This is a genomic window from Billgrantia sp. C5P2 (assembly GCF_051062895.2).
In genome coordinates this window covers 2,034,156-2,051,805 of record NZ_CM128542.1, presented here as the reverse complement: position 1 = coordinate 2,051,805, position 17,650 = coordinate 2,034,156, and the positions used below count along the sequence as shown (strand labels likewise).

The window sequence follows — 17,650 nt, the reverse complement described above, 5'->3', positions numbered from 1 at the left end:
AGGCATGCCTACCAGCGAACACCACGGAAGATAACGTCATTGCGAATATTCTCTTTGTGGCGATCTGCTACTCGAATCATCTGTTCCATCACTTCTTCGGTCAGGTAGTGAGGCTCGACGCCAATGTTGATCAGCCCCTGGTAGGTCGGGTTGTAGTAATGCTCTTCGGCTTCCTTACGAGGATTGTCGATACTCTTGATTTCAATGCCATACCCCAGCTTCTCACCTACCTTCTGAGTCAGTTCGGCCAACTCCTTGACACTGAATGTTTCCATAATTTGGTTAAAAATTCGAAGCTCCCCTTTGATGGCCGGGGTTTCCAGCGACTTGCCTACGCACTGCAAGGTGTCCTTGATATTGAGATAGCCGCGAGTCTGCCCGCCTTGGCCATAGACAGTCAGTGGGTAGCCGGCAACCGCTTGCACCACGAAGCGGTTGACCACTGTGCCGAAGATTTCATCGTAGTTGAAGATGGTCTTCAAGCGTTCATCAATGGCAGATTCATCGGTTTCGTTGCCGTACACAGGCCCTTGCATGAGATCCGTCACGCGCAAATCCCACATGCGCACGCCGAACCACAGCAAGTCGGTATCCATGATCTTGGTGGTGTGATAGAGCGATGAGGCCTGACGCGGGAAGAGAAACTTGCCCTTGCGGCCCTTGTGTTCAATATCCAGCCAGCCCTCTTCGATATCGATATTTGGCGTGCCATATTCTCCCATGGTGCCCAATTTGATGATGTGAGCGTCGCGAGCAAAGTCACGCACTGCAAACATCAGGTTGTTGGTTACCAGCAGGTTATTGGACAGCGTGATATTGGCGTGTTTGTAGTCCATTATCGAGTACGGAGCGGATGGCTGCTCGGCATAATGAACTATGGTCTCCGGTATACCAGTAAACTTGGCATCCACTGCCCATTGATAATTCACGGTTCCGTTAAATAGAGAACGCATTACCTCGGCATCGGTCAGATCCCCGATTACGACCTTGATTTCCTTGCCTGTCTTTTCATGCCAGATCTTAGCCCGTTCTTGCAATGTGGGCACACTATACAGCATGCCGACATCCAGCTCGGTGCAAGCATTGCGCCGAAAATAGTTGTCGACAACCGTGACCTCGTGGCCACGTTGAGAAAAGTACATTGCCGTGGGCCAGCCGAGATAGCCGTCGCCACCGAGAATCAGAACGTGTGAGGACATGATAACTCCTTATTACAAATAATTTTGCTACGATAGAGAAGTTTGAATCATGCTCAGTCTTCGAGCAAACCGTGGGTTTCCAAATAAACGGCAAGTTCTGCCTTTGTCATCGCTGGCTCCAGTTCGGAGTTGTAGGGTTTGTCGATACCCTCGCAGATCTTGTCTGGATAGTCGTAGATGATTTCTTCGGTCACATTGCCAAAGGCAGGGAGCACCGAAAAATAATCTTTTAGTTCACAGGTACGGCGCGTTTCTTCGCTACTCATCAACTCTTCATATAGCTTCTCGCCTGCTTTCGAACCAATCACCTTGATGCTAATATCTTGCGGATTGTGACCATAACGGGGTGCTAAGGCCGCGATCATGCATTCAGCCAGGTCTTGGATGCGGATGATTGGCATTTTGGTAACGAATACTTCGCCTCCTTTGGCCTGTAGGCTGGAGTCAATGACCAAGCGCGTAGCTTCCTCAATAGTCATGATGAATCGTGTCATGGCAGGATCTGTCAAGGTTACTGGCCCACCCTTGCGAATCTGCTCGCGGAAGATGGGGATTACGGACCCACGCGAACCTAAGACGTTACCGAAACGTGTAGAACTGAACAGTGTGCTATGTCCTCGATAAGCATTATTAGCTGCCGTCATCAGCCGCTCGCCCATCAGTTTTGAGGTACCCATAACATTTGTGGGATTCACCGCCTTGTCGGAGCTTGTAAAAATTACACGCTCCACACCGGCATCGTAAGCCGCTTCGATCACGTTCTGCACACCGTTGACATTGGTTTGCACGGCATCGAAAGGCGAACTCTCACACAACACTACATGCTTAAAAGCCGCAGCATGGAATACAATGTCAACTTCTCTGAACAAGCGTGTGAGCTTGGCTCGGTCGCGAATATCACCAAGATAGAAATTTGCATTGCTGTAAGCCTGGAAGCGCTGCTGAAGGAAAAAGAGTTCGGATTCGTTATTATCGATACCAATCAAATTTTTGACACCAAAAACTCTGAGCAGCTGACTTACCAACTCGCTTCCTACAGTACCGCAGGCTCCAGTGACCAATACGGTTTTCTCTTTGAAACGATTCATCTAATATAATTCCCTGACATGATTCTTTGATGGCTTTGCGGAGCTTCAATATTGTAAATTAAGTGCAGATCTGACTTGATCAATATCACCTTCCTCCAGATCCGCTAGTTGATACTTGATTCTTTCTTCCAGCGCTAAGTTAAGTTCCGGAGCATGTGTCATGGATCGAACCTCCATAGCTCGGCTGAAATAGTAGCTAGCTTCCTCATACCGCCGCGCCAAGGTCGCGGCCCGTGCCATACGGTTCTGAATGCCCGACACGAGCAGAGCCTTTAACCAAGCTTTAGCGATGCCCCAATCCAATGCCAATTGTATGCAACGCTGCTCATTATCGACATCTTCAAGCTGTTGATAGCCTGCCGCAGCCAGGCTTATTAACTCTGCACGGTCAGGGTGCTGATCGAGCATAGCTTTATCCACCTTGACCAACGCTCCCCATTCCCCTTTGATCCAGTACTGCCAAGCATGCGCCAGCGAACGTCGATCCGCGTCCGAGCTATAATCAAGAGGTTGGTAATGGGCTGCTTCTCGTAGCATTTCGACCGAGTATCCCAGCCTTGGACAAGATTCAATAAGCCAATCAGTTTGTGCGCGAGCACGTGCTGTTGCTTGTCCCGGCGCGGCATCATGCTGCTCAGATACCGCTTGCCTAAAATGCATGTGGGCACGTTCCGCCTGATTTCTTATGAGACTGGCCAACCCTAAGGTATTATGAACCCCAGAAGCAAGTAGCGCTAATACCTCGGCGGGACGAGCGCCCCATTGTAATGCCTGGACCAAGCAATGGCGCGCCTCTTCATGCCTGTTCAGTTGGCATAAGCCAACAGATGCAAGCACTGTCAGGCGGGTTCGATGCGTACAGACACTCATGTCTTGTTGCTGATATAGTGCGACTAGGTCACGCCATTTTCCCAGTTGCCAGTACAGCGTCATTTCATGCATTACATGCTCGGCATGAGGGTCCGTCCCCTTACTCATGTATGACCCCGTGCAAAATTAATTCTTCCATAAGATTCAGTTGTGCTTCGGCTTGAGCCATTTTTTCGCTCAACGCTTGATTTTCATTCTGTAGCCGTTGATTCTCTTTAAGCAGCTGTACAGGTTTTAGCCTATGTAACTCTTCCTGATGGACTTTTAGCGCTCCTGCCTTGGCATGGAAAATAAACTGATCCGCCTGGGTGACAACATCTACTAAGCGATAGCTGGCTTCTTCCAAAGTTTTAAGTAGCGCTGGCCGTGTTTGGTCAACTTGCGGTGTCAGAATTCCGATATACAAGGAAAGGTGCGAAATCCATAGCGGAACTTCATAATCCCTGATAGCACGCAGGACATGACTCTCTTCACCGGGGGTCTCGATAACCAGCCAGTGCTTTCTCCCCTCCGCCATAGTCACCTGCTCCATAAGCTGGTCCAGGCTGTACGCTTTCACATTTACCTGTGAAATTTCGCGCAACCCTGGCCATTTGGTAGGCAAGGGCTTGAGGGGATGAAGGGTGGCTAGACCAGGAAGGTTGTAGTAGTAGAGAGTGGCGCCTCCCGCTAGGCTAGATACAGCAGCTTCGATCACTTTTACACGCGGCTCATCGGCGGTTCTCTGCCTCAATGCCTGAGCAGCCTCGGGAGCTGGCTCTACTAATACAATTTGCTCTGCTTCTGTTGCTAGATAGGTTTCCAGCTCACGGCACTCACCTGCCCCAAGGTGTAGGATGGTGCCATTTACCTCTTGCAACGCTGAAATCGGTTGTTGCTCCATTAGGCTCCTCCGCCTTTCTTGCCGCCCAGCATCATCATGGTTCGGCGCAGAGGTGCCGTCAATTTCCACGATTTTGAACTTCTTATCGCTTTAAGCTGTGCTAACATATTATTGTTTTTTTGCGTCAGATTAAGCATCTCTTCTTTTTTACGCTTAATCTCATTTTTTAGCTTAATTATCTCCGTGTCGTCCTTTTCTTTTTCCTGCAGATATTGCTCTAGCTCTTCCTGGACCATGTGAAGCTGCCTGATCAACAAGTCGTTTTCCTGCTGCAGATCGTCCAGATTTATCTTGGTCTCGGAGTTATTTACAACACTATATGTCTGATCTAGAAAATCAAACAGGTCTTCCGGCTCTAAGAGTGGCAGCGAGCTCGCTTCCAGCTCTTGGGCCAAGCGCTTGGCTGGTGGGTACTGCAGCGCCTGGAGCCCCATTAAACGGTGTAAGACTACGTGCTGTTCTTCGAGCAGCTCGCTGCCGGCAACCGAAGCATTGCCGTTGAGGGAGACCCGGCCAAGGGCAATGCCGCTACGGGCAGTAAGCTGGTCAAAAAGTGCCTTTTGCCGATTGAAAAGCGCTTCGTGCACCACTAAGGTTACGCGCTGGTAATGTTGATGATAAAGGTCCAGAAGGAGCTTTACTTGGTTCTGCCAGCTCGCTAATGCTTGGGAGGGCAAACGGCCATTTCCAATATCGTTGGCTATCTGTCTCTCTGGCGTGTCGTAACATATCAGGAAATGGGCGTAGGGCTGTTTTTGCAGCATAGCCTTGGCCTTCACCAAGTCATCAATCACTTCCCCATACCACGGCTGCCCCGCCTCACGCATTGCATTCAGCCAAATTGTACAAGGCTTAGCAGAGAGGTTCACCATGACCAGTTGGTCACGCCCTGCTTCCCCCTTATTGCCTCCCCCTACTGGCTCGGCGGCCGTGCTCGTCATACCAGTGCTCCTAGTTGTTTTGCGAGCTATGTCACTCATTGATGTTACTTCCACCCTTCAACGATGCTCTGCCATAATAGTAAAGTTACCGCAGAACCTTCCTAGCTGCCACTTCCATAGCCTACTTTCAGCTACGACACCTGCAAGTGCTAGCTAACTAGCTAGGGTATATGTTGAGGAGGAGCGGTAAAACATATCAGTGTAAATTAAGAGCCCCTCACAAAGGCATTGTTCCGCTAAAATGAAAGTTGCTTGAGCAACAGCCCAATAATCTCCTGCTGGCTCAGTTCAGCGGTGTTGACAGTCAATTCTGCGGCTTTCGGCGCCTCATAGGGGCTACTGATACCCGTAAAATCTTTGATTTTGCCTTCCCGTGCCTTCTGGTAGAGCCCCTTGGGGTCGCGCTGCTCACAGATGTCCAACGGTGTATCGACGTGAACCTCGATGAAGTCACCCTCGCCGAACAGCTCGCGCGCGGCGTCCCGCTCGCTGCGAAACGGCGAGATAAAGGCGGTAATCACTATGATGCCAGCCTCGGCGAAAAGACGGGCCACCTCGCCCACGCGGCGGATGTTCTCGGCGCGGTCTTCCTCGCTCATGCCGAGGTCCTTGCTCAGGCCGTGGCGGATGTTGTCGCCGTCCAGCAACATGGTGTGATAGCCGCGGCGGTTCAGTTCCACTTCCAGGGCGTTGGCTAGCGAGGATTTTCCCGCACCTGATAGACCGGTGAACCACACGCACTTGCCCTTATGACCATTGAGCTGCTCGCGCATGGCCTGGGTCACGCTGGTGCGGTTCCATACCACATTGGCCTTGCTGTCGTGTTCGCGGAACTCGTAGGGCAGCTCGCTATCCAGCGGCTGATGGATCATTCCAGCCCCAACCGTGATGTTGTTGAGGCGGTCGATGATGATGAAACTACCGGTGCCCGGACTGCTGCGGTAATCGTCTACCGGTACCGGGGCGGTGAGCTCGACATGGCAACGCGCGATGACATTCAGGTCGAGGTTTTCGGCGTGACGTTGCTCGAGGGTGTTGACGTCGACTTGATAGTCGATCGCCGTGACCTTGCCTGCCACGGCGCGGGTCGCAAGCTTGAGATCGTAGAGCTTGCCGGGCTCCAGCGGGGCCTCGTGCATCCACACGATATCCGCTTCGAAGCCATTGGCAAGCGGCACCTTGTCCTCTTCCGCCACGATCCAGTCGCCGCGGGAGATGTCGATCTCATCTTCCAGGGTAAGGGTAATCGCTTGGCCCGGCCAGGCGGTTTCCAGGTCACCATCGAAAGTGACGATTCGCCCCACCTTGGAAACCTTGCCTGAGGGCAGCGCCCTGACGGCCTGGCCACGATGCACGATGCCGCTAGCCAGCGTGCCGGAGTAGCCGCGGAAGTCGAGATTGGGGCGGTTGACATACTGTACCGGGAAGCGCAGATCGCGAAGGTTCTGGTCGTGGCTGATCTCTACGGTTTCCAGCAGCTCCAGCAAGGCCGGCTGCTGGTACCAGCCCATGTGTTCGCTCCTGTTGACCACGTTGTCGCCCTTGAGCGCCGACATGGGAACGAAGCGGATGTCGCGAGCGTGGAGCTTCTCGGCAACGGCCTGGTACTCCTTGACGATCTCGTCGAAGCGCGCCTGGGAGTAGTCGACCAGATCCATCTTGTTGATCGCCACGATCAGGTGCTGAATGCCCAGCAGGTCGGCGATGAAGCTGTGCCGCCGGGTCTGGGTCTGTACCCCGTAGCGGGCGTCGATCAGGATGATCGCCAGGTTGGCGGTGGAAGCGCCGGTGGCCATGTTGCGGGTGTACTGCTCGTGCCCCGGGGTGTCGGCGATGATGAACTTGCGCTTGTCGGTGGAGAAGAAGCGGTAGGCCACGTCGATGGTGATGCCCTGCTCGCGCTCCGACTGCAGCCCGTCGACCAGCAGCGCCAGATCGACTTCTTCGCCGGTAGTCCCGACCTTTTTCGAATCGCGGGTAATGGCGGCCAGGTGATCTTCGTAGATCATCTTGGAATCGTGCAGCAGCCGGCCGATCAGGGTCGACTTGCCGTCGTCCACGCTACCGCAGGTGATGAAGCGCAGCAGGTCCTTGTTCTCGTGCTCGTGCAGGTACTGCTCGATGTTGTCTGCAATCAATGTCGACTGGTGTGCCATCAGAAGTACCCCTCGCGCTTTTTCTTCTCCATCGAGCCGGCCTGGTCGTGGTCGATGGCCCGGCCGCTGCGTTCGCTGGTGCGGGTCAGCAGCATCTCCTGGATGATCTCGGGCAGCGTGTCGGCCTTGGACTCCACCGCGCCGGTCAGCGGGTAGCAGCCCAGGGTGCGGAAGCGCACCCACTTCTCCTCCGGCACCTCGCCGGGGGCCAGCGGCAGCCGCTCGTCGTCGACCATCACCAGCATGCCGTCACGCTCCACCACCGGCCGCGGGGCGGCGTAGTAGAGCGGCACGATGGGAATCTGCTCGAGGTAGATGTACTGCCAGATGTCCAGCTCGGTCCAGTTGGAGAGCGGGAAGGCGCGGATCGATTCGCCCTTGTTGACCCGCGCGTTGTACAGGTTCCACAGCTCCGGGCGCTGGCTCTTGGGGTCCCAGCGGTGGAACTTGTCGCGGAACGAGAACACCCGCTCCTTGGCGCGGCTGGCCTCCTCGTCGCGACGGGCACCGCCGAAGGCGGCATCGAAGCCGTACTTGTCCAGTGCCTGCTTGAGCGCCTGGGTCTTCATCACGTCGGTATAACCGCTGGAGCCGTGATCGAAGGGGTTGATGCCGGCGGCGCGCCCCTCCTCGTTGGTGTGCACCAGCAGCTCCATGCCCACCTCGGCGGCCATGCGGTCGCGGAAGGCGATCATCTCGCGGAATTTCCAGGTGGTGTCGATGTGCAGTAGCGGAAACGGCGGCGGGCCGGGATAGAAGGCCTTGCGCGCCAGGTGCAGCATCACCGAGGAGTCCTTGCCGATGGAGTACATCATAACCGGGTTGCGGAACTCGGCCGCCACCTCGCGAATGATGTGGATCGACTCGGCTTCGAGTTGCTTGAGGTGGGTCTGTCGCTCAGCAGAAATATCTGACATCAAAGGTACCTTGGAAAAGATAGCGGCAAATTAGAGGCTAGCCCGCAGGGCCGATTCCCAGCGTGGGTCCCGCTCGCCGGCAACGATGAAGAACGGGTTGAGTACGCTCTCCTGCTGGTTGCAGCGCAGCGGTTCCAGAGTGTGGGCATTCAGCACTTCGCCACCCGCCGCGGTAACCACTGCCTGCGCCGCCGCCGTGTCCCATTCGCTGGTAGGAGCCAGGCGCGGATAGAGATCGGCCTTGCCTTCCGCTACCAGGCACAACTTCAATGAGCTGCCCATGGAGACACGTTCGTGATTTGGCAGCTCTCTACAGAAGGCTTCGAATTCCTCCGAACCATGGGTACGGCTACCCACTACCTGCCAGGCCTCTTGCTCTGGATCGGGCAGAGCACGCACCTTGATGGTGTGGCACGGCCCCTCATCCACCTGGTTCCATGCGCCCTGCCCTTGTTGGCCGATCCAGGTGGTGCGCAGCACAGGTGCATGGACGACACCGAACACCGGCACGCCATCCTCGATCAACGCTACGTTGAGAGTGAATTCACCGTTCTTCTTGATGAACTCCTTGGTGCCGTCGAGCGGGTCGATCAGCCAGTAGCGCTGCCAGGCCTGGCGCGTGGCGAAAGGAATTTCCGCGGATTCCTCGGAGAGAACCGGTACCTCTGGAGTCATGCGTTCAAGCAGGTCCACCAGGGCATGGTGGGAGGCCATGTCCGCTTCGGTCAGTGGGCTCTTGTCATCCTTGGTCTCGATACTGAAATCACGCTCGTAGATCGAGATGACTTCACGGCCCGCGGCGTGAATACCTTCGATAAGGCGAGCACGCATATCGGCTGTTACAAAATCGGTCAAAAGTGTTTCCTTCTGGCTTCGGGCTGGCAGCCTTGCTCTCGGCTAGAAAGGCCAGACCAACGGTATCAGCGCTACGGCGGTGATACCTACGATCAGGCTCAAGGGAGCGCCCAGCCTCAGATAGTCGGTGAAGCGGTAGCCACCGGGGCCCAGTACCATCAGGTTGGTCTGGTAGCCCAGCGGGGTCATGAAACTGGCCGAGGCGGCAAACATGATGGCGATGACGAAGGGCATGAAACTTACGCCCAACTGCTCGGCAACGGCAACGGCGATAGGAAACATCAGCACGGCGGCCGCGTTGTTGGTGATCAGCTCGGTGAACAGCACCGTCATGAGATAGACGAGGGCCAGCGCCAGCCAGGGCGCCAGATTGTCTATCAGCAGCAGCCATTGGGCCACCTGTGCGGCGGCACCGGTTTTCGTCATGGCAGCCCCCAGCGCAAAGGAGGAGGCGATTACCACGAGAACGGAGAGATCCACATAACGGCGCGCCTTGCTGGCCGGCACGCAACGTGTGACCAGCATGCCCCCACCGGCCAGCAGTGCCGCTTCGAGAATACTGAGCAGACCCATGGCGCTGACAGCTACCATTGCCGCGAGAATGCCAAGCGCCACCGGTGCCTTGCGAAAATCCGGCGGTGTGGAGTCGTTCAGCGCACTGACCAACAGGAAATCCTTGCGGTAGCGATACTGGTCGACGAAGTCCTGGGCGGTTTCGATCAGTAGCGTATCGCCCACCTGCAGGCGCAGATCACCGAGTTTGCCTGGCATACGCCTGCCGTGGCGGGAAATAGACAGGATGACGGCCTGATAGCGCGAACGAAAGCGCGATTCACGTACCGTTTGATTAAGCCCGCCGAAATCGGGCCCGATCACGGCTTCCACCAGGCAGCGCTGATGGTGGGCAATATCCAGCTTGTGAACGTCGCCACTGGCCGGCTTCAGACCGTGAATGCGGCGCAGCTCGCGGGCACACTCGGGCGCCCCGATGAAGATGAGAATGTCGCCGGCCTGCAATTCGGTGCTCGGCGGCACAGCGGTGAGCAGGCGGCCATGCCGCTCTATATCCGCCAGGTAGCCAAAGCTGAGATGGCGTAGCCCGGCATCGGCAATGCTCTTGCCCACCAATGGGCCCTTCTCGTCTACCACTACCTCGACCGAGTATTCGCGCGCCTGCTCGAGCTGTTCCAGCACACCCTGCCGGTTCGGCAGCAGGCGATCGGCGAAGAGGTAGAGAAACGTGCCCCCCACCAGAACGATGGGAATGCCAACCCAGGCAAGCGAGAACATGGTGAGCCTGATGCCCTGCTCGCTCTGCAGGAGGCCGTCCACCACCAGGTTAGTGCTGGTGCCGATCAGCGTACAGGTGCCACCAATGATGGCAGCGTAGCTGAGCGGCAGAAGCAGCTTGGATGGCGGCAGCCTTAGGCGCCCCGCCCATTCCTGAATGGCCGGAATGAACATGGCCACCACAGTGGTATTGTTCATGAAGGCACTCAGCCCCGCAGCCGGTAGCAGAACGCGTAGCTGCGCCTGTCGCAGCCGCTGCGGCTGCCCCAGCATGCGGTGCGCCAGCCATTGGATGGCGCCGGTCTCCTTCAGGCCCGCAGCCACGACGTAAAGCACGGCAATGGTCATGACACCGGGGTTGCCGAAGCCAGCCAGGGCCTCGCCGGGAGTCAGAATGCCCGAGATGACAAGCACGGCCAGGGCCGCCATGAGAATCGTATCCGGTGCGACCCGGCTCGTAGCCAGGGCGAGCAGTACCGATACGACGATTCCTAACGTGAATAACGCTTCAACTGGCATCAAGAGAACGACTTACCGCCCAACGGAAAGATAGGTGAATCCCTTGATCGCCATTCTCTTCGGCTCGAACATGTTGCGCCCGTCGAAGATCAGCGGTTCTGTGAGCTGTTGCTTTATCTGTTCGAAATCCGGCGCGCGGAAGCTTTGCCACTCGGTGACGATCACCAGGGCGTCGGCGCCGCGCAGAGTGGCTTCCTTGGTGCCGCACAGGGAGAGATCGTCGCGGTTGCCGTAGAGCCGCTGGGCTTCTTCCATGGCTTCCGGGTCAAAAGCTTGCACCTTGGCACCCGCTTCCCACAGCGCTTCCATCAGTACCCGGCTGGGGGCTTCGCGCATGTCGTCGGTGTTGGGCTTGAAGGCCAGGCCCCAGATGGCGAAGGTCTTGCCGGCCAGGTTGCCCTGGTAGTGCTTGTGGATCTTCTGGAACAGGGTGGCTTTCTGTTCCTCGTTGCGCGCTTCCACTGCCTTGAGCACCTTGGCGTCGAAGTCGATGGCGTCGGAAGTACGGATCAGCGCCTGTACGTCCTTGGGGAAGCAGGAGCCGCCATAGCCCACCCCGGGGTAGATGAAGTGGTAGCCAATGCGCGGGTCGGAGCCGATGCCCTGGCGCACCATCTCGATATCCGCGCCCAGGCGTTCGGCCAGGTTGGCCATTTCGTTCATGAAACTGATTTTTGTGGCCAGCATGCAGTTGGCGGCGTACTTGGTCAGCTCGGCGCTGCGCACGTCCATCACGATCATCTTGTCCTGCTGGCGGCTGAAGGGCGCATAGAGTTCACGTAGCATATCTTCCGACACTCGGCTGGAGGTGCCGATGATGATGCGGTCCGGCCGCTGGCAGTCGCCTACCGCGCTGCCCTCCTTCAGGAATTCGGGGTTGGAGACTACGTCGAAGCGCAGGTCCTTACGGCCACGGGCTTCCAGCACGCCGTCCACCTTGGCGAACACCTTGTCGGCGGTGCCTACCGGTACGGTGGATTTGTTAATGATGACCTGATCGCGCTCCATGTGCTGGGCAATGGTCTCGGCCACGGCCAGCACGTACTTGAGGTCGGCGCTACCGTCTTCGTCTGGCGGGGTTCCCACGGCAATGAACTGCACCTGGCCGTGCTTGACGCCTTCGGCGGCATCGGTGGTGAACTTGAGCCGTCCTGCAGCGAAGTTATCCTTGACCAGCGGCTCGAGCCCCGGTTCGTAGATGGGGATATCGCCCTTGCTCAGGCGCTCCACCTTGACGGCGTCCACGTCAACGCACACCACATGATGGCCCACGTCGGCCAGCACCGCCCCCTGTACCAGTCCCACATAGCCGGTTCCGAATACGGTAACGTTCATTGCCATCCCTTTATGTATGCGCTTGCATGATGACGTCGCAGTAACCGGCCTGGTTGCGCTTGAGCATGAGCCTGTTCATGCCAAGGCCTCGGCGGTCTCTTTCTTTATATCAATACTTGCTACGAGAAAATCGCCACCCAGGGTTACCCGAAGCGGGTGTCCTACCCCCTCGGCCCACTCCAGCAGGTAAGCCTTGAACGCGGCCTGGGCTTGGGGGTCGCCGTGTACCAGGCGCACTTCCCTGGGCAGCTGGCGCATGCGGCGCACGAAGTTGAGCAGGTCGTGCCGATCGGCGTGGGCCGAGTAGCCGCTTACGGTTTCCACCCGGGCGCGAATGTCGATGCGCTGGTCATCCAGCATTACCCAGCCGCCCTTCGGGCCGTAGCGCTGAATGTCCCGCCCCGGTGTACCGGCCGCCTGGTAGCCGGTAAATAGCACGCAGTGGCGTTCGTCGCCGAGCATGCGCTTGAGGTAGTTCACCACCCTGCCGCCGCTGACCATGCCACTGGCGGCGATCACCACTGCGGGCCTGCCGCTTACTGCCAGGTATTCGACCGTGCGCTCGTGTTCTTCGTGGCTGTCCACGGTGTAGAGGTTCTCGAAGCTGAGCGGATGGCGGCCGCTGCGTAGCGTCTTGTGCGCTTCTGCGTCCCACCACGGCTTGAGTTCGCGGTACACCTCGGTGAAGCGGGCGGCCAGGGGCGAGTCGACGATGATCTCGAGGTCGCGCCAGCGTTCGCTGCGCGCGCTATGAATCAGCCCTTCCAGTTCGTAGAGCAGTTCCTGAGTGCGGCCCACGCTGAAAGCGGGGATCACCACGGTGCCGCCGTTTTCGAGCGCGCTGTCGATGGCGGCCTTGAGCCTTTCACGACGGTGGCGCCGGTCTTCGTGCCGGCGGTCGCCGTAGGTGCTTTCCAACACCAGCACGTCGGCGCGATACGGCGGCTTGGGCGCGGGCAGCAACGGCGCGTAGGGCGCACCCAGGTCGCCGGAGAATACGGTACGCTGGCTCTGGTCGGTTGACTTGTCCTGGATATCCACCTCTACGTAGGCGGAACCGAGGATGTGCCCTGCGCGCTGCAGCTTGACCCGTACGTGGTGGCGTTCGTCGCCGAGCACGGTGTGCCAGGTCTGATAGTCCAGCGCCACCAGGCGCCCCTGCACTTCGGCCAGGAAGCGCTCGATCAGGGCACGGTCTCGGGTGAAGCCGATCTTGAGGGCATCTTCGATCACCAGCGGCAGTAGGCGTGCCGAAGGCACCGAGCACAGAATCGGCCCCTTGTAGCCCGCCGCCAGTAAATAGGGCAGCCGGCCGATGTGATCGATATGCACGTGGGTGACCACCAGCGCCAGCACGTCTTCCACCGGAAAGCGCACCCTGTGCTGTTCGAGGCTATCGAGATGGTCGGCATCCTGCCCCTGGAACAGGCCGCAGTCGACCAGCAGCGCCCGGTCCGGCGCGATCTGCAAGCGGTGGCAGCTGCCGGTTACGCCCGCCCCGCCGCCGTGGTGGAGTATGTTCAAGTCGTCGTCCTTTACTTCTTGTTCTGTGAGCCTTTTGCTTTTGGATCTTGCCCTGCGAATCAGACGCCGTAGAAATTGCGGTACCACGCCACGAAGCGCTTCACCCCCTCTTCCACGTGCACCTGTGGGCGGTAGCCGGTAGCTTCCAGCAGTGCTTCGGTGTCGGCCCAGGTGCGTGGCACATCGCCGGGCTGCATGGGCAGGTATTCGCAGATGGCCTCACGCCCAGTGGCGGCTTCCAAAGCACGGATGAATGACATCAGCGAGACCGGCGCGCCATAGCCGAGGTTGTACAGCGCGTAGGGGGCGGTGCTGCGGTCGGGCCGGGCGCTGGCGGCGACGCGATCGGGTGTGGACTGAGGGATCACGTCCTGGATGCGCACGATACCTTCGACGATGTCGTCGATGTAGGTGAAATCCCGTGACATGTCGCCGTGGTTGTACACTTGGATCGGCTGGCCTTCGAACATCGCCTTGACGAACTTGAAGATCGCCATATCGGGCCGGCCCCAGGGGCCGTAGACGGTGAAGAAGCGTAGCCCCGTCATCGGTACGCCGTAGAGGTGGGCGTAAGTGTGGCTCATCAGCTCGTTGGCCTTCTTGGTGGCCGCGTAGAGGCTGACAGGATGATCCACGCTGTCGCCGGTATCGAATGGGGTCTTGGCGTTCATGCCGTACACCGAACTCGATGAGGCGTACACCAAGTGTCCTACCTTGTGCTGCCGGCACCCCTCCAGCACGTTGAGGTGGCCGATCAGGTTGGAGTCGGCGTAGACGTGGGGGTTGTCCAGCGAGTAGCGCACCCCGGCCTGGGCGGCCAGGTGAATCACCCGGTCGAACTCGTTCTCGCGGAACAGTGCGGCCATGGCCTCGCGGTCGCCCAGGTCCAGATGGATGAAGCGGATGTCGTGACAGTCAGCCAGATCGTGCAGGCGCGCCTGTTTGAGCGAGACGTCGTAGTAGGTATTGAGGTTGTCAATACCGACGATCTCGTGGCCCTGCCCACTGAGGCGCTTGGCCACTGCATGGCCGATAAACCCAGCGATACCGGTAATAAGCAGTTTCACATTAAGCCCACGCTTCTCTTTGCAACGCACCGTTACACAAATGATGTATTTCGATACCAATCCTAACGGAAGCTGCAGGCGCCGCGAGATGATTCATCTCATGTCGTGGGTATGGTTCTGCCCAAGCGCGCCTTTTCAGACACGCTACCGCCCGGGGATTGTTCCGGGCGGTTCCCTGGCCCTGTTGCGAAGCGATACCTGGGCCAGGGAACGTCGCGAGAATGCGCACGGCAAGCCTCAGGCCAGGTTCAGCCCTTGGCGCCACTGCTCACGGCCCGTCGCCGAGCTGGCGCTCGACTGCCCTTCCCTGCCGGTATCGTTATAGGAATGACGCAATTCTACGGCACTCGGGAGCGATGCTCTACCGTGGAGTGGGGGCAAATAACTCTGGACCGTCAAAAGCTTGATTGAATCTGACGAAAATATGACAGGCCGTAATACAGACTACTGAGAACAACTTTTGGTAACGCTCTGTCAACGACAGCGCCAAACGGCCAGACGATGTATGAGGGCGCACAGGATCAAGCCGGCGGCAAGCCAGCCGAGGCCGACCACCAGTGATGTGAACCCATCGGGTACGGTGTGCGGCGGCCGAAAGCTCATGCCGTGCTCGACAAGGCGCGCCACGAGATAGCTAGGCGCCACCACCAGCGCAAGCGCAGTACTGGAATGCCACCCGGCCAAGCGCCGGGTGATGCGCCAGGGCTCGCTGGGCGGCTTGGCAACGGCCTGGGCCTTGCTCTTGGCGCTGGCGTTCGAACTGCGGGTGTCTTTGACAGACCGCGCCTGACGCGTTGCACCGCTGCGCCTGGTGGGCTTGCGCTTGGCCTTGCCGCTACCGCCCGGCAGGCCACCGGCCATCCAGCGCAACAAGCGAGAAAGGGCCCAGCCGAGCGTGAACAGTACGGACAGCACCAGGCTGCCCATTACCAGGAAATAGGTCATCGGCGCAGACAGGTCATGAGTAAATCAGGCAATACGCCCTAGCATCTGCAGGGTGCGGAGCAGCAAGGTCACGCTCTCCCTGGGCTGGGCGTATTCGCTCATCAGGGACTGGAGCCGCGTTTCGAACGCCTGCTGGCGGCGCTGCTGCTCTTCCTCCTCCATCTCCGCCAGGCTACGCACAGGCGGCCCGGTAGGAATATCGAGGCGTGAATTGGGCTTTTCCAGCTCGCGTAGCGCCTGGGCGAAGGCATCATCGAGCTCACGAAACTTGCGCAGTTTTTCGCGCTCGTCCATGGAACGGTTGGGTTTCTGGTTTCTCATTTGTATCCGTAATTGCTCAAGTACCTGGCGGCACTCGATGGTGACCGGCCCGAGTATACCGCCAAACCGTGTGGTAGCGAAGGCAGGCCCTTGCGCTACCCTGAAAGACACATGGGCTAGCGAACAAGGAGCATCGTATCGACCTGGGCTACAATTATGCACAAACGGTCAAACATGCTAACCAAACTTGCCTTTGCCTCCTGCTAAAGCGCATAAAGAGATGCATAAAAACCATAAAAACCAGAGGCGATATGCCTGCCTAGCATTGCATTGCCTGGGCATCATTGAGGCCGCCAGCGTTGATATGGATGCAGCAACCTTCGTTTTGCTGCGGGATCGAGCAAGGGACAGTTATGTTTAACGAGATGATGCGGGCGGAGATCTGGCTGCAGGAGCACTTGGATAGCCAGCAGGGAATAGAAGACCTCGCCAGCCGACTCGGTTATTCGACCTCACAGGTCCGGCGCAGGTTCAAGCAGTGCTTCGGCCTGTCCCCTAGCGCTTATCGCGACACCCTGAGACTGGAGAAGGCAGCACGCCTGCTGGCGTTCACCCCTTTCTCCATCCAGTTCATTGCGACCCGGTGTGGCTATCGGAACCATTCCGCCTTCAGCCGCGCTTTCCAACGATACCACAATAAAACGCCACGCCAATACCGTCAGGCGTTGCGATTGAAACTTCACCATAACCCCTACTGCCAAGGCCATGGCGGCGACCCGCCTCGATACACGATCTGCAAGGCACCTTCACGGCACGCCCTTGTAACGCGCCTGTACCGCAAGGAGCATAGCCACCCTCTCGAAGTGCTTCGCAAATGGACCCACCATGCCAAAGGAGTCGAAAGTCTTCCCGATCGCCTGCGACAAGGTCAAACCATCGCCTTGATGCACAATATTCCACTGCCCAGCGATGTGGAACGTATCGATGTCGGCCCGATCGTCAATGGCAACGAGGCACCGGGAATCGCCATCCCCGCGTCGTTTCGCCTGCTGAAACTGCCAGCCCAGCAGCACGCGTGCGTGGAATTGGAATCGCTGGAAGATATACCTGACGTCATTCAGTATCTGGTTTGCGAAGGCCTTCCGAAACAGAGGCTTCACGCCAGTGGCGAAGCCGTTCAGGTGGAATGGGACGAGAATGGCGTCCTTGTCAGGCTTCCTGTTCAGCAGGCTTGATGGCTCCTGCTAGAGGGCGCGCGCAATCGGCGCGCGCCCTCTTCTCGCTCAAGCCCCATTGTTCGAACTCACCACAATTCGAACTTATCGCTCGAATTCACCGAGAGCCCTTCGCTAGAACTCTTCGGCCCGTAGCGAGTCGTTCGGGGCTCGTCGATCAGGACTCGACGCGAACCAGCCAGCCTTCCACTGTGTCGGAGCCGAACTCGTCCTTCCACGCCTTGAGCGTCTTCTGGTTACCGCCGCGGGTTTCCACCACTTCGCCGGTCTTCGGATTCTTGTAGATCTTCAGCTTGCGCTTGCGGCGCCCGGCACCGGAGGCAGTTGCCGCCTTGGCCGGCGCGGATTTTCCGCCTTGTGGCTCGAGCAGGCCGATTACGTCGGCGGAGCTCTTGTTGAACTCACGCATCAGTGCTTCGAGCTTGTCCTTGAATTGCAGTTCGGCCTTCAGGCGATCATCGTTCTGCAGCCGCTCCATTTCAGCCTGAAGCTGCTTGAGCTGCTGTTCTTTCTGCATGAATTCGCTGAGAAGAGACATATACACGGTCCTTGCAAATTGGGAGGA

General features: G+C 57.9%; 16 protein-coding genes. 1 reads left to right on the top strand and 15 read right to left on the bottom strand.

Annotation, left to right across the window (positions count from 1 at the left end; translation table 11 throughout):
• Positions 1-8: 8 nt before the first annotated feature.
• The 14 genes from ACRWQA_RS09405 to ACRWQA_RS09340 form a co-directional block, all read right to left on the bottom strand.
• The gene (locus tag ACRWQA_RS09405; RefSeq protein ID WP_434228357.1) at positions 9-1,199 is read right to left on the bottom strand and encodes an NAD-dependent epimerase/dehydratase family protein; all 1,191 of its coding nucleotides are present in this window, start codon (positions 1,197-1,199) and stop codon (positions 9-11) included.
• 53 nt (positions 1,200-1,252) lie between these two features.
• Positions 1,253-2,287 (bottom strand): SDR family NAD(P)-dependent oxidoreductase, encoded by a 1,035-nt coding sequence (locus ACRWQA_RS09400; protein ID WP_434228358.1) that lies wholly within the window; start codon positions 2,285-2,287, stop codon positions 1,253-1,255.
• 45 nt (positions 2,288-2,332) lie between these two features.
• Entirely contained in the window at positions 2,333-3,229 is an 897-nt protein-coding gene (locus tag ACRWQA_RS09395) for a hypothetical protein (protein ID WP_434228360.1), read from the bottom strand.
• Positions 3,230-3,257: 28 nt separating this feature from the next.
• The gene (locus ACRWQA_RS09390; protein ID WP_434228361.1) at positions 3,258-4,040 is read right to left on the bottom strand and encodes a hypothetical protein; all 783 of its coding nucleotides are present in this window, start codon (positions 4,038-4,040) and stop codon (positions 3,258-3,260) included.
• Positions 4,040-4,981 carry a hypothetical protein gene (locus ACRWQA_RS09385; protein ID WP_434228363.1) on the bottom strand — a complete coding sequence of 314 codons (942 nt, stop codon included), beginning with the start codon at positions 4,979-4,981 and terminating at the stop codon, positions 4,040-4,042. Before ACRWQA_RS09385 ends, ACRWQA_RS09390 begins: the two co-directional genes overlap by 1 nt.
• Before the next feature lie 236 nt (positions 4,982-5,217).
• Positions 5,218-7,137: a sulfate adenylyltransferase subunit CysN gene (gene cysN / locus ACRWQA_RS09380; protein WP_434228364.1), complete on the bottom strand. Its 1,920-nt coding sequence runs from the start codon at positions 7,135-7,137 to the stop codon at positions 5,218-5,220.
• Entirely contained in the window at positions 7,137-8,054 is a 918-nt protein-coding gene (cysD, locus tag ACRWQA_RS09375; protein WP_434228366.1) for a sulfate adenylyltransferase subunit CysD, read from the bottom strand. The genes cysN and cysD overlap by 1 nt, the downstream gene beginning before the upstream one ends.
• 30 nt (positions 8,055-8,084) lie before the next feature.
• Positions 8,085-8,885: a 3'(2'),5'-bisphosphate nucleotidase CysQ gene (cysQ, locus tag ACRWQA_RS09370; protein ID WP_434228434.1), complete on the bottom strand. Its 801-nt coding sequence runs from the start codon at positions 8,883-8,885 to the stop codon at positions 8,085-8,087.
• A gap of 66 nt (positions 8,886-8,951) precedes the next feature.
• A complete protein-coding gene (locus tag ACRWQA_RS09365; protein WP_434228368.1) occupies positions 8,952-10,718 on the bottom strand; it encodes an SLC13 family permease in 1,767 nt (588 codons plus the stop codon).
• Positions 10,719-10,730: 12 nt separating this feature from the next.
• A complete protein-coding gene (locus ACRWQA_RS09360) occupies positions 10,731-12,053 on the bottom strand; it encodes a UDP-glucose dehydrogenase family protein (RefSeq protein WP_434228369.1) in 1,323 nt (440 codons plus the stop codon).
• A gap of 75 nt (positions 12,054-12,128) precedes the next feature.
• Positions 12,129-13,577, bottom strand: coding sequence for an MBL fold metallo-hydrolase RNA specificity domain-containing protein (locus ACRWQA_RS09355; RefSeq protein ID WP_434228371.1), 1,449 nt, complete (start codon positions 13,575-13,577; stop codon positions 12,129-12,131).
• 59 nt (positions 13,578-13,636) lie between these two features.
• On the bottom strand, positions 13,637-14,644 hold the full coding sequence (locus tag ACRWQA_RS09350) for an NAD-dependent epimerase (RefSeq protein WP_434228373.1): 1,008 nt from the start codon (positions 14,642-14,644) through the stop codon (positions 13,637-13,639).
• 474 nt (positions 14,645-15,118) lie between these two features.
• Positions 15,119-15,589, bottom strand: coding sequence for a hypothetical protein (locus tag ACRWQA_RS09345; protein ID WP_434228375.1), 471 nt, complete (start codon positions 15,587-15,589; stop codon positions 15,119-15,121).
• Positions 15,590-15,613: 24 nt separating this feature from the next.
• On the bottom strand, positions 15,614-15,910 hold the full coding sequence (locus ACRWQA_RS09340) for a hypothetical protein (protein WP_434228377.1): 297 nt from the start codon (positions 15,908-15,910) through the stop codon (positions 15,614-15,616).
• Positions 15,911-16,263: 353 nt separating this feature from the next.
• Between ACRWQA_RS09340 and ACRWQA_RS09335 the strand changes: the two genes are divergently transcribed.
• Positions 16,264-17,085, top strand: a complete 822-nt coding sequence (locus ACRWQA_RS09335) for a helix-turn-helix domain-containing protein (protein WP_434228378.1) — start codon at positions 16,264-16,266, stop codon at positions 17,083-17,085.
• A gap of 157 nt (positions 17,086-17,242) precedes the next feature.
• Here the strand turns inward: ACRWQA_RS09335 and ACRWQA_RS09330 are convergent, their stop codons facing one another.
• Positions 17,243-17,623, bottom strand: a complete 381-nt coding sequence (locus ACRWQA_RS09330) for a histone-like nucleoid-structuring protein, MvaT/MvaU family (protein WP_263580118.1) — start codon at positions 17,621-17,623, stop codon at positions 17,243-17,245.
• Positions 17,624-17,650: the final 27 nt, after the last annotated feature.

What these genes read in the sequence shown, in the direction of transcription:
- ACRWQA_RS09405 (WP_434228357.1), bottom strand. Translation starts at nt 1,199, where the DNA reads ATGTCCTCACACGTTCTGATTCTCGGTGGCGACGGCTATCTCGGCTGG.
- ACRWQA_RS09345 (WP_434228375.1), bottom strand. Translation starts at nt 15,589, where the DNA reads ATGACCTATTTCCTGGTAATGGGCAGCCTGGTGCTGTCCGTACTGTTC.
- ACRWQA_RS09365 (WP_434228368.1), bottom strand. Translation starts at nt 10,718, where the DNA reads ATGCCAGTTGAAGCGTTATTCACGTTAGGAATCGTCGTATCGGTACTG.
- ACRWQA_RS09335 (WP_434228378.1), top strand. Translation starts at nt 16,264, where the DNA reads ATGTTTAACGAGATGATGCGGGCGGAGATCTGGCTGCAGGAGCACTTG.
- ACRWQA_RS09390 (WP_434228361.1), bottom strand. Translation starts at nt 4,040, where the DNA reads ATGGAGCAACAACCGATTTCAGCGTTGCAAGAGGTAAATGGCACCATC.
- ACRWQA_RS09400 (WP_434228358.1), bottom strand. Translation starts at nt 2,287, where the DNA reads ATGAATCGTTTCAAAGAGAAAACCGTATTGGTCACTGGAGCCTGCGGT.
- cysD (WP_434228366.1), bottom strand. Translation starts at nt 8,054, where the DNA reads ATGTCAGATATTTCTGCTGAGCGACAGACCCACCTCAAGCAACTCGAA.
- ACRWQA_RS09395 (WP_434228360.1), bottom strand. Translation starts at nt 3,229, where the DNA reads ATGCATGAAATGACGCTGTACTGGCAACTGGGAAAATGGCGTGACCTA.
- ACRWQA_RS09330 (WP_263580118.1), bottom strand. Translation starts at nt 17,623, where the DNA reads ATGTCTCTTCTCAGCGAATTCATGCAGAAAGAACAGCAGCTCAAGCAG.
- cysQ (WP_434228434.1), bottom strand. Translation starts at nt 8,885, where the DNA reads ATGCGTGCTCGCCTTATCGAAGGTATTCACGCCGCGGGCCGTGAAGTC.
- cysN (WP_434228364.1), bottom strand. Translation starts at nt 7,137, where the DNA reads ATGGCACACCAGTCGACATTGATTGCAGACAACATCGAGCAGTACCTG.
- ACRWQA_RS09360 (WP_434228369.1), bottom strand. Translation starts at nt 12,053, where the DNA reads ATGAACGTTACCGTATTCGGAACCGGCTATGTGGGACTGGTACAGGGG.
- ACRWQA_RS09340 (WP_434228377.1), bottom strand. Translation starts at nt 15,910, where the DNA reads ATGAGAAACCAGAAACCCAACCGTTCCATGGACGAGCGCGAAAAACTG.
- ACRWQA_RS09385 (WP_434228363.1), bottom strand. Translation starts at nt 4,981, where the DNA reads ATGACGAGCACGGCCGCCGAGCCAGTAGGGGGAGGCAATAAGGGGGAA.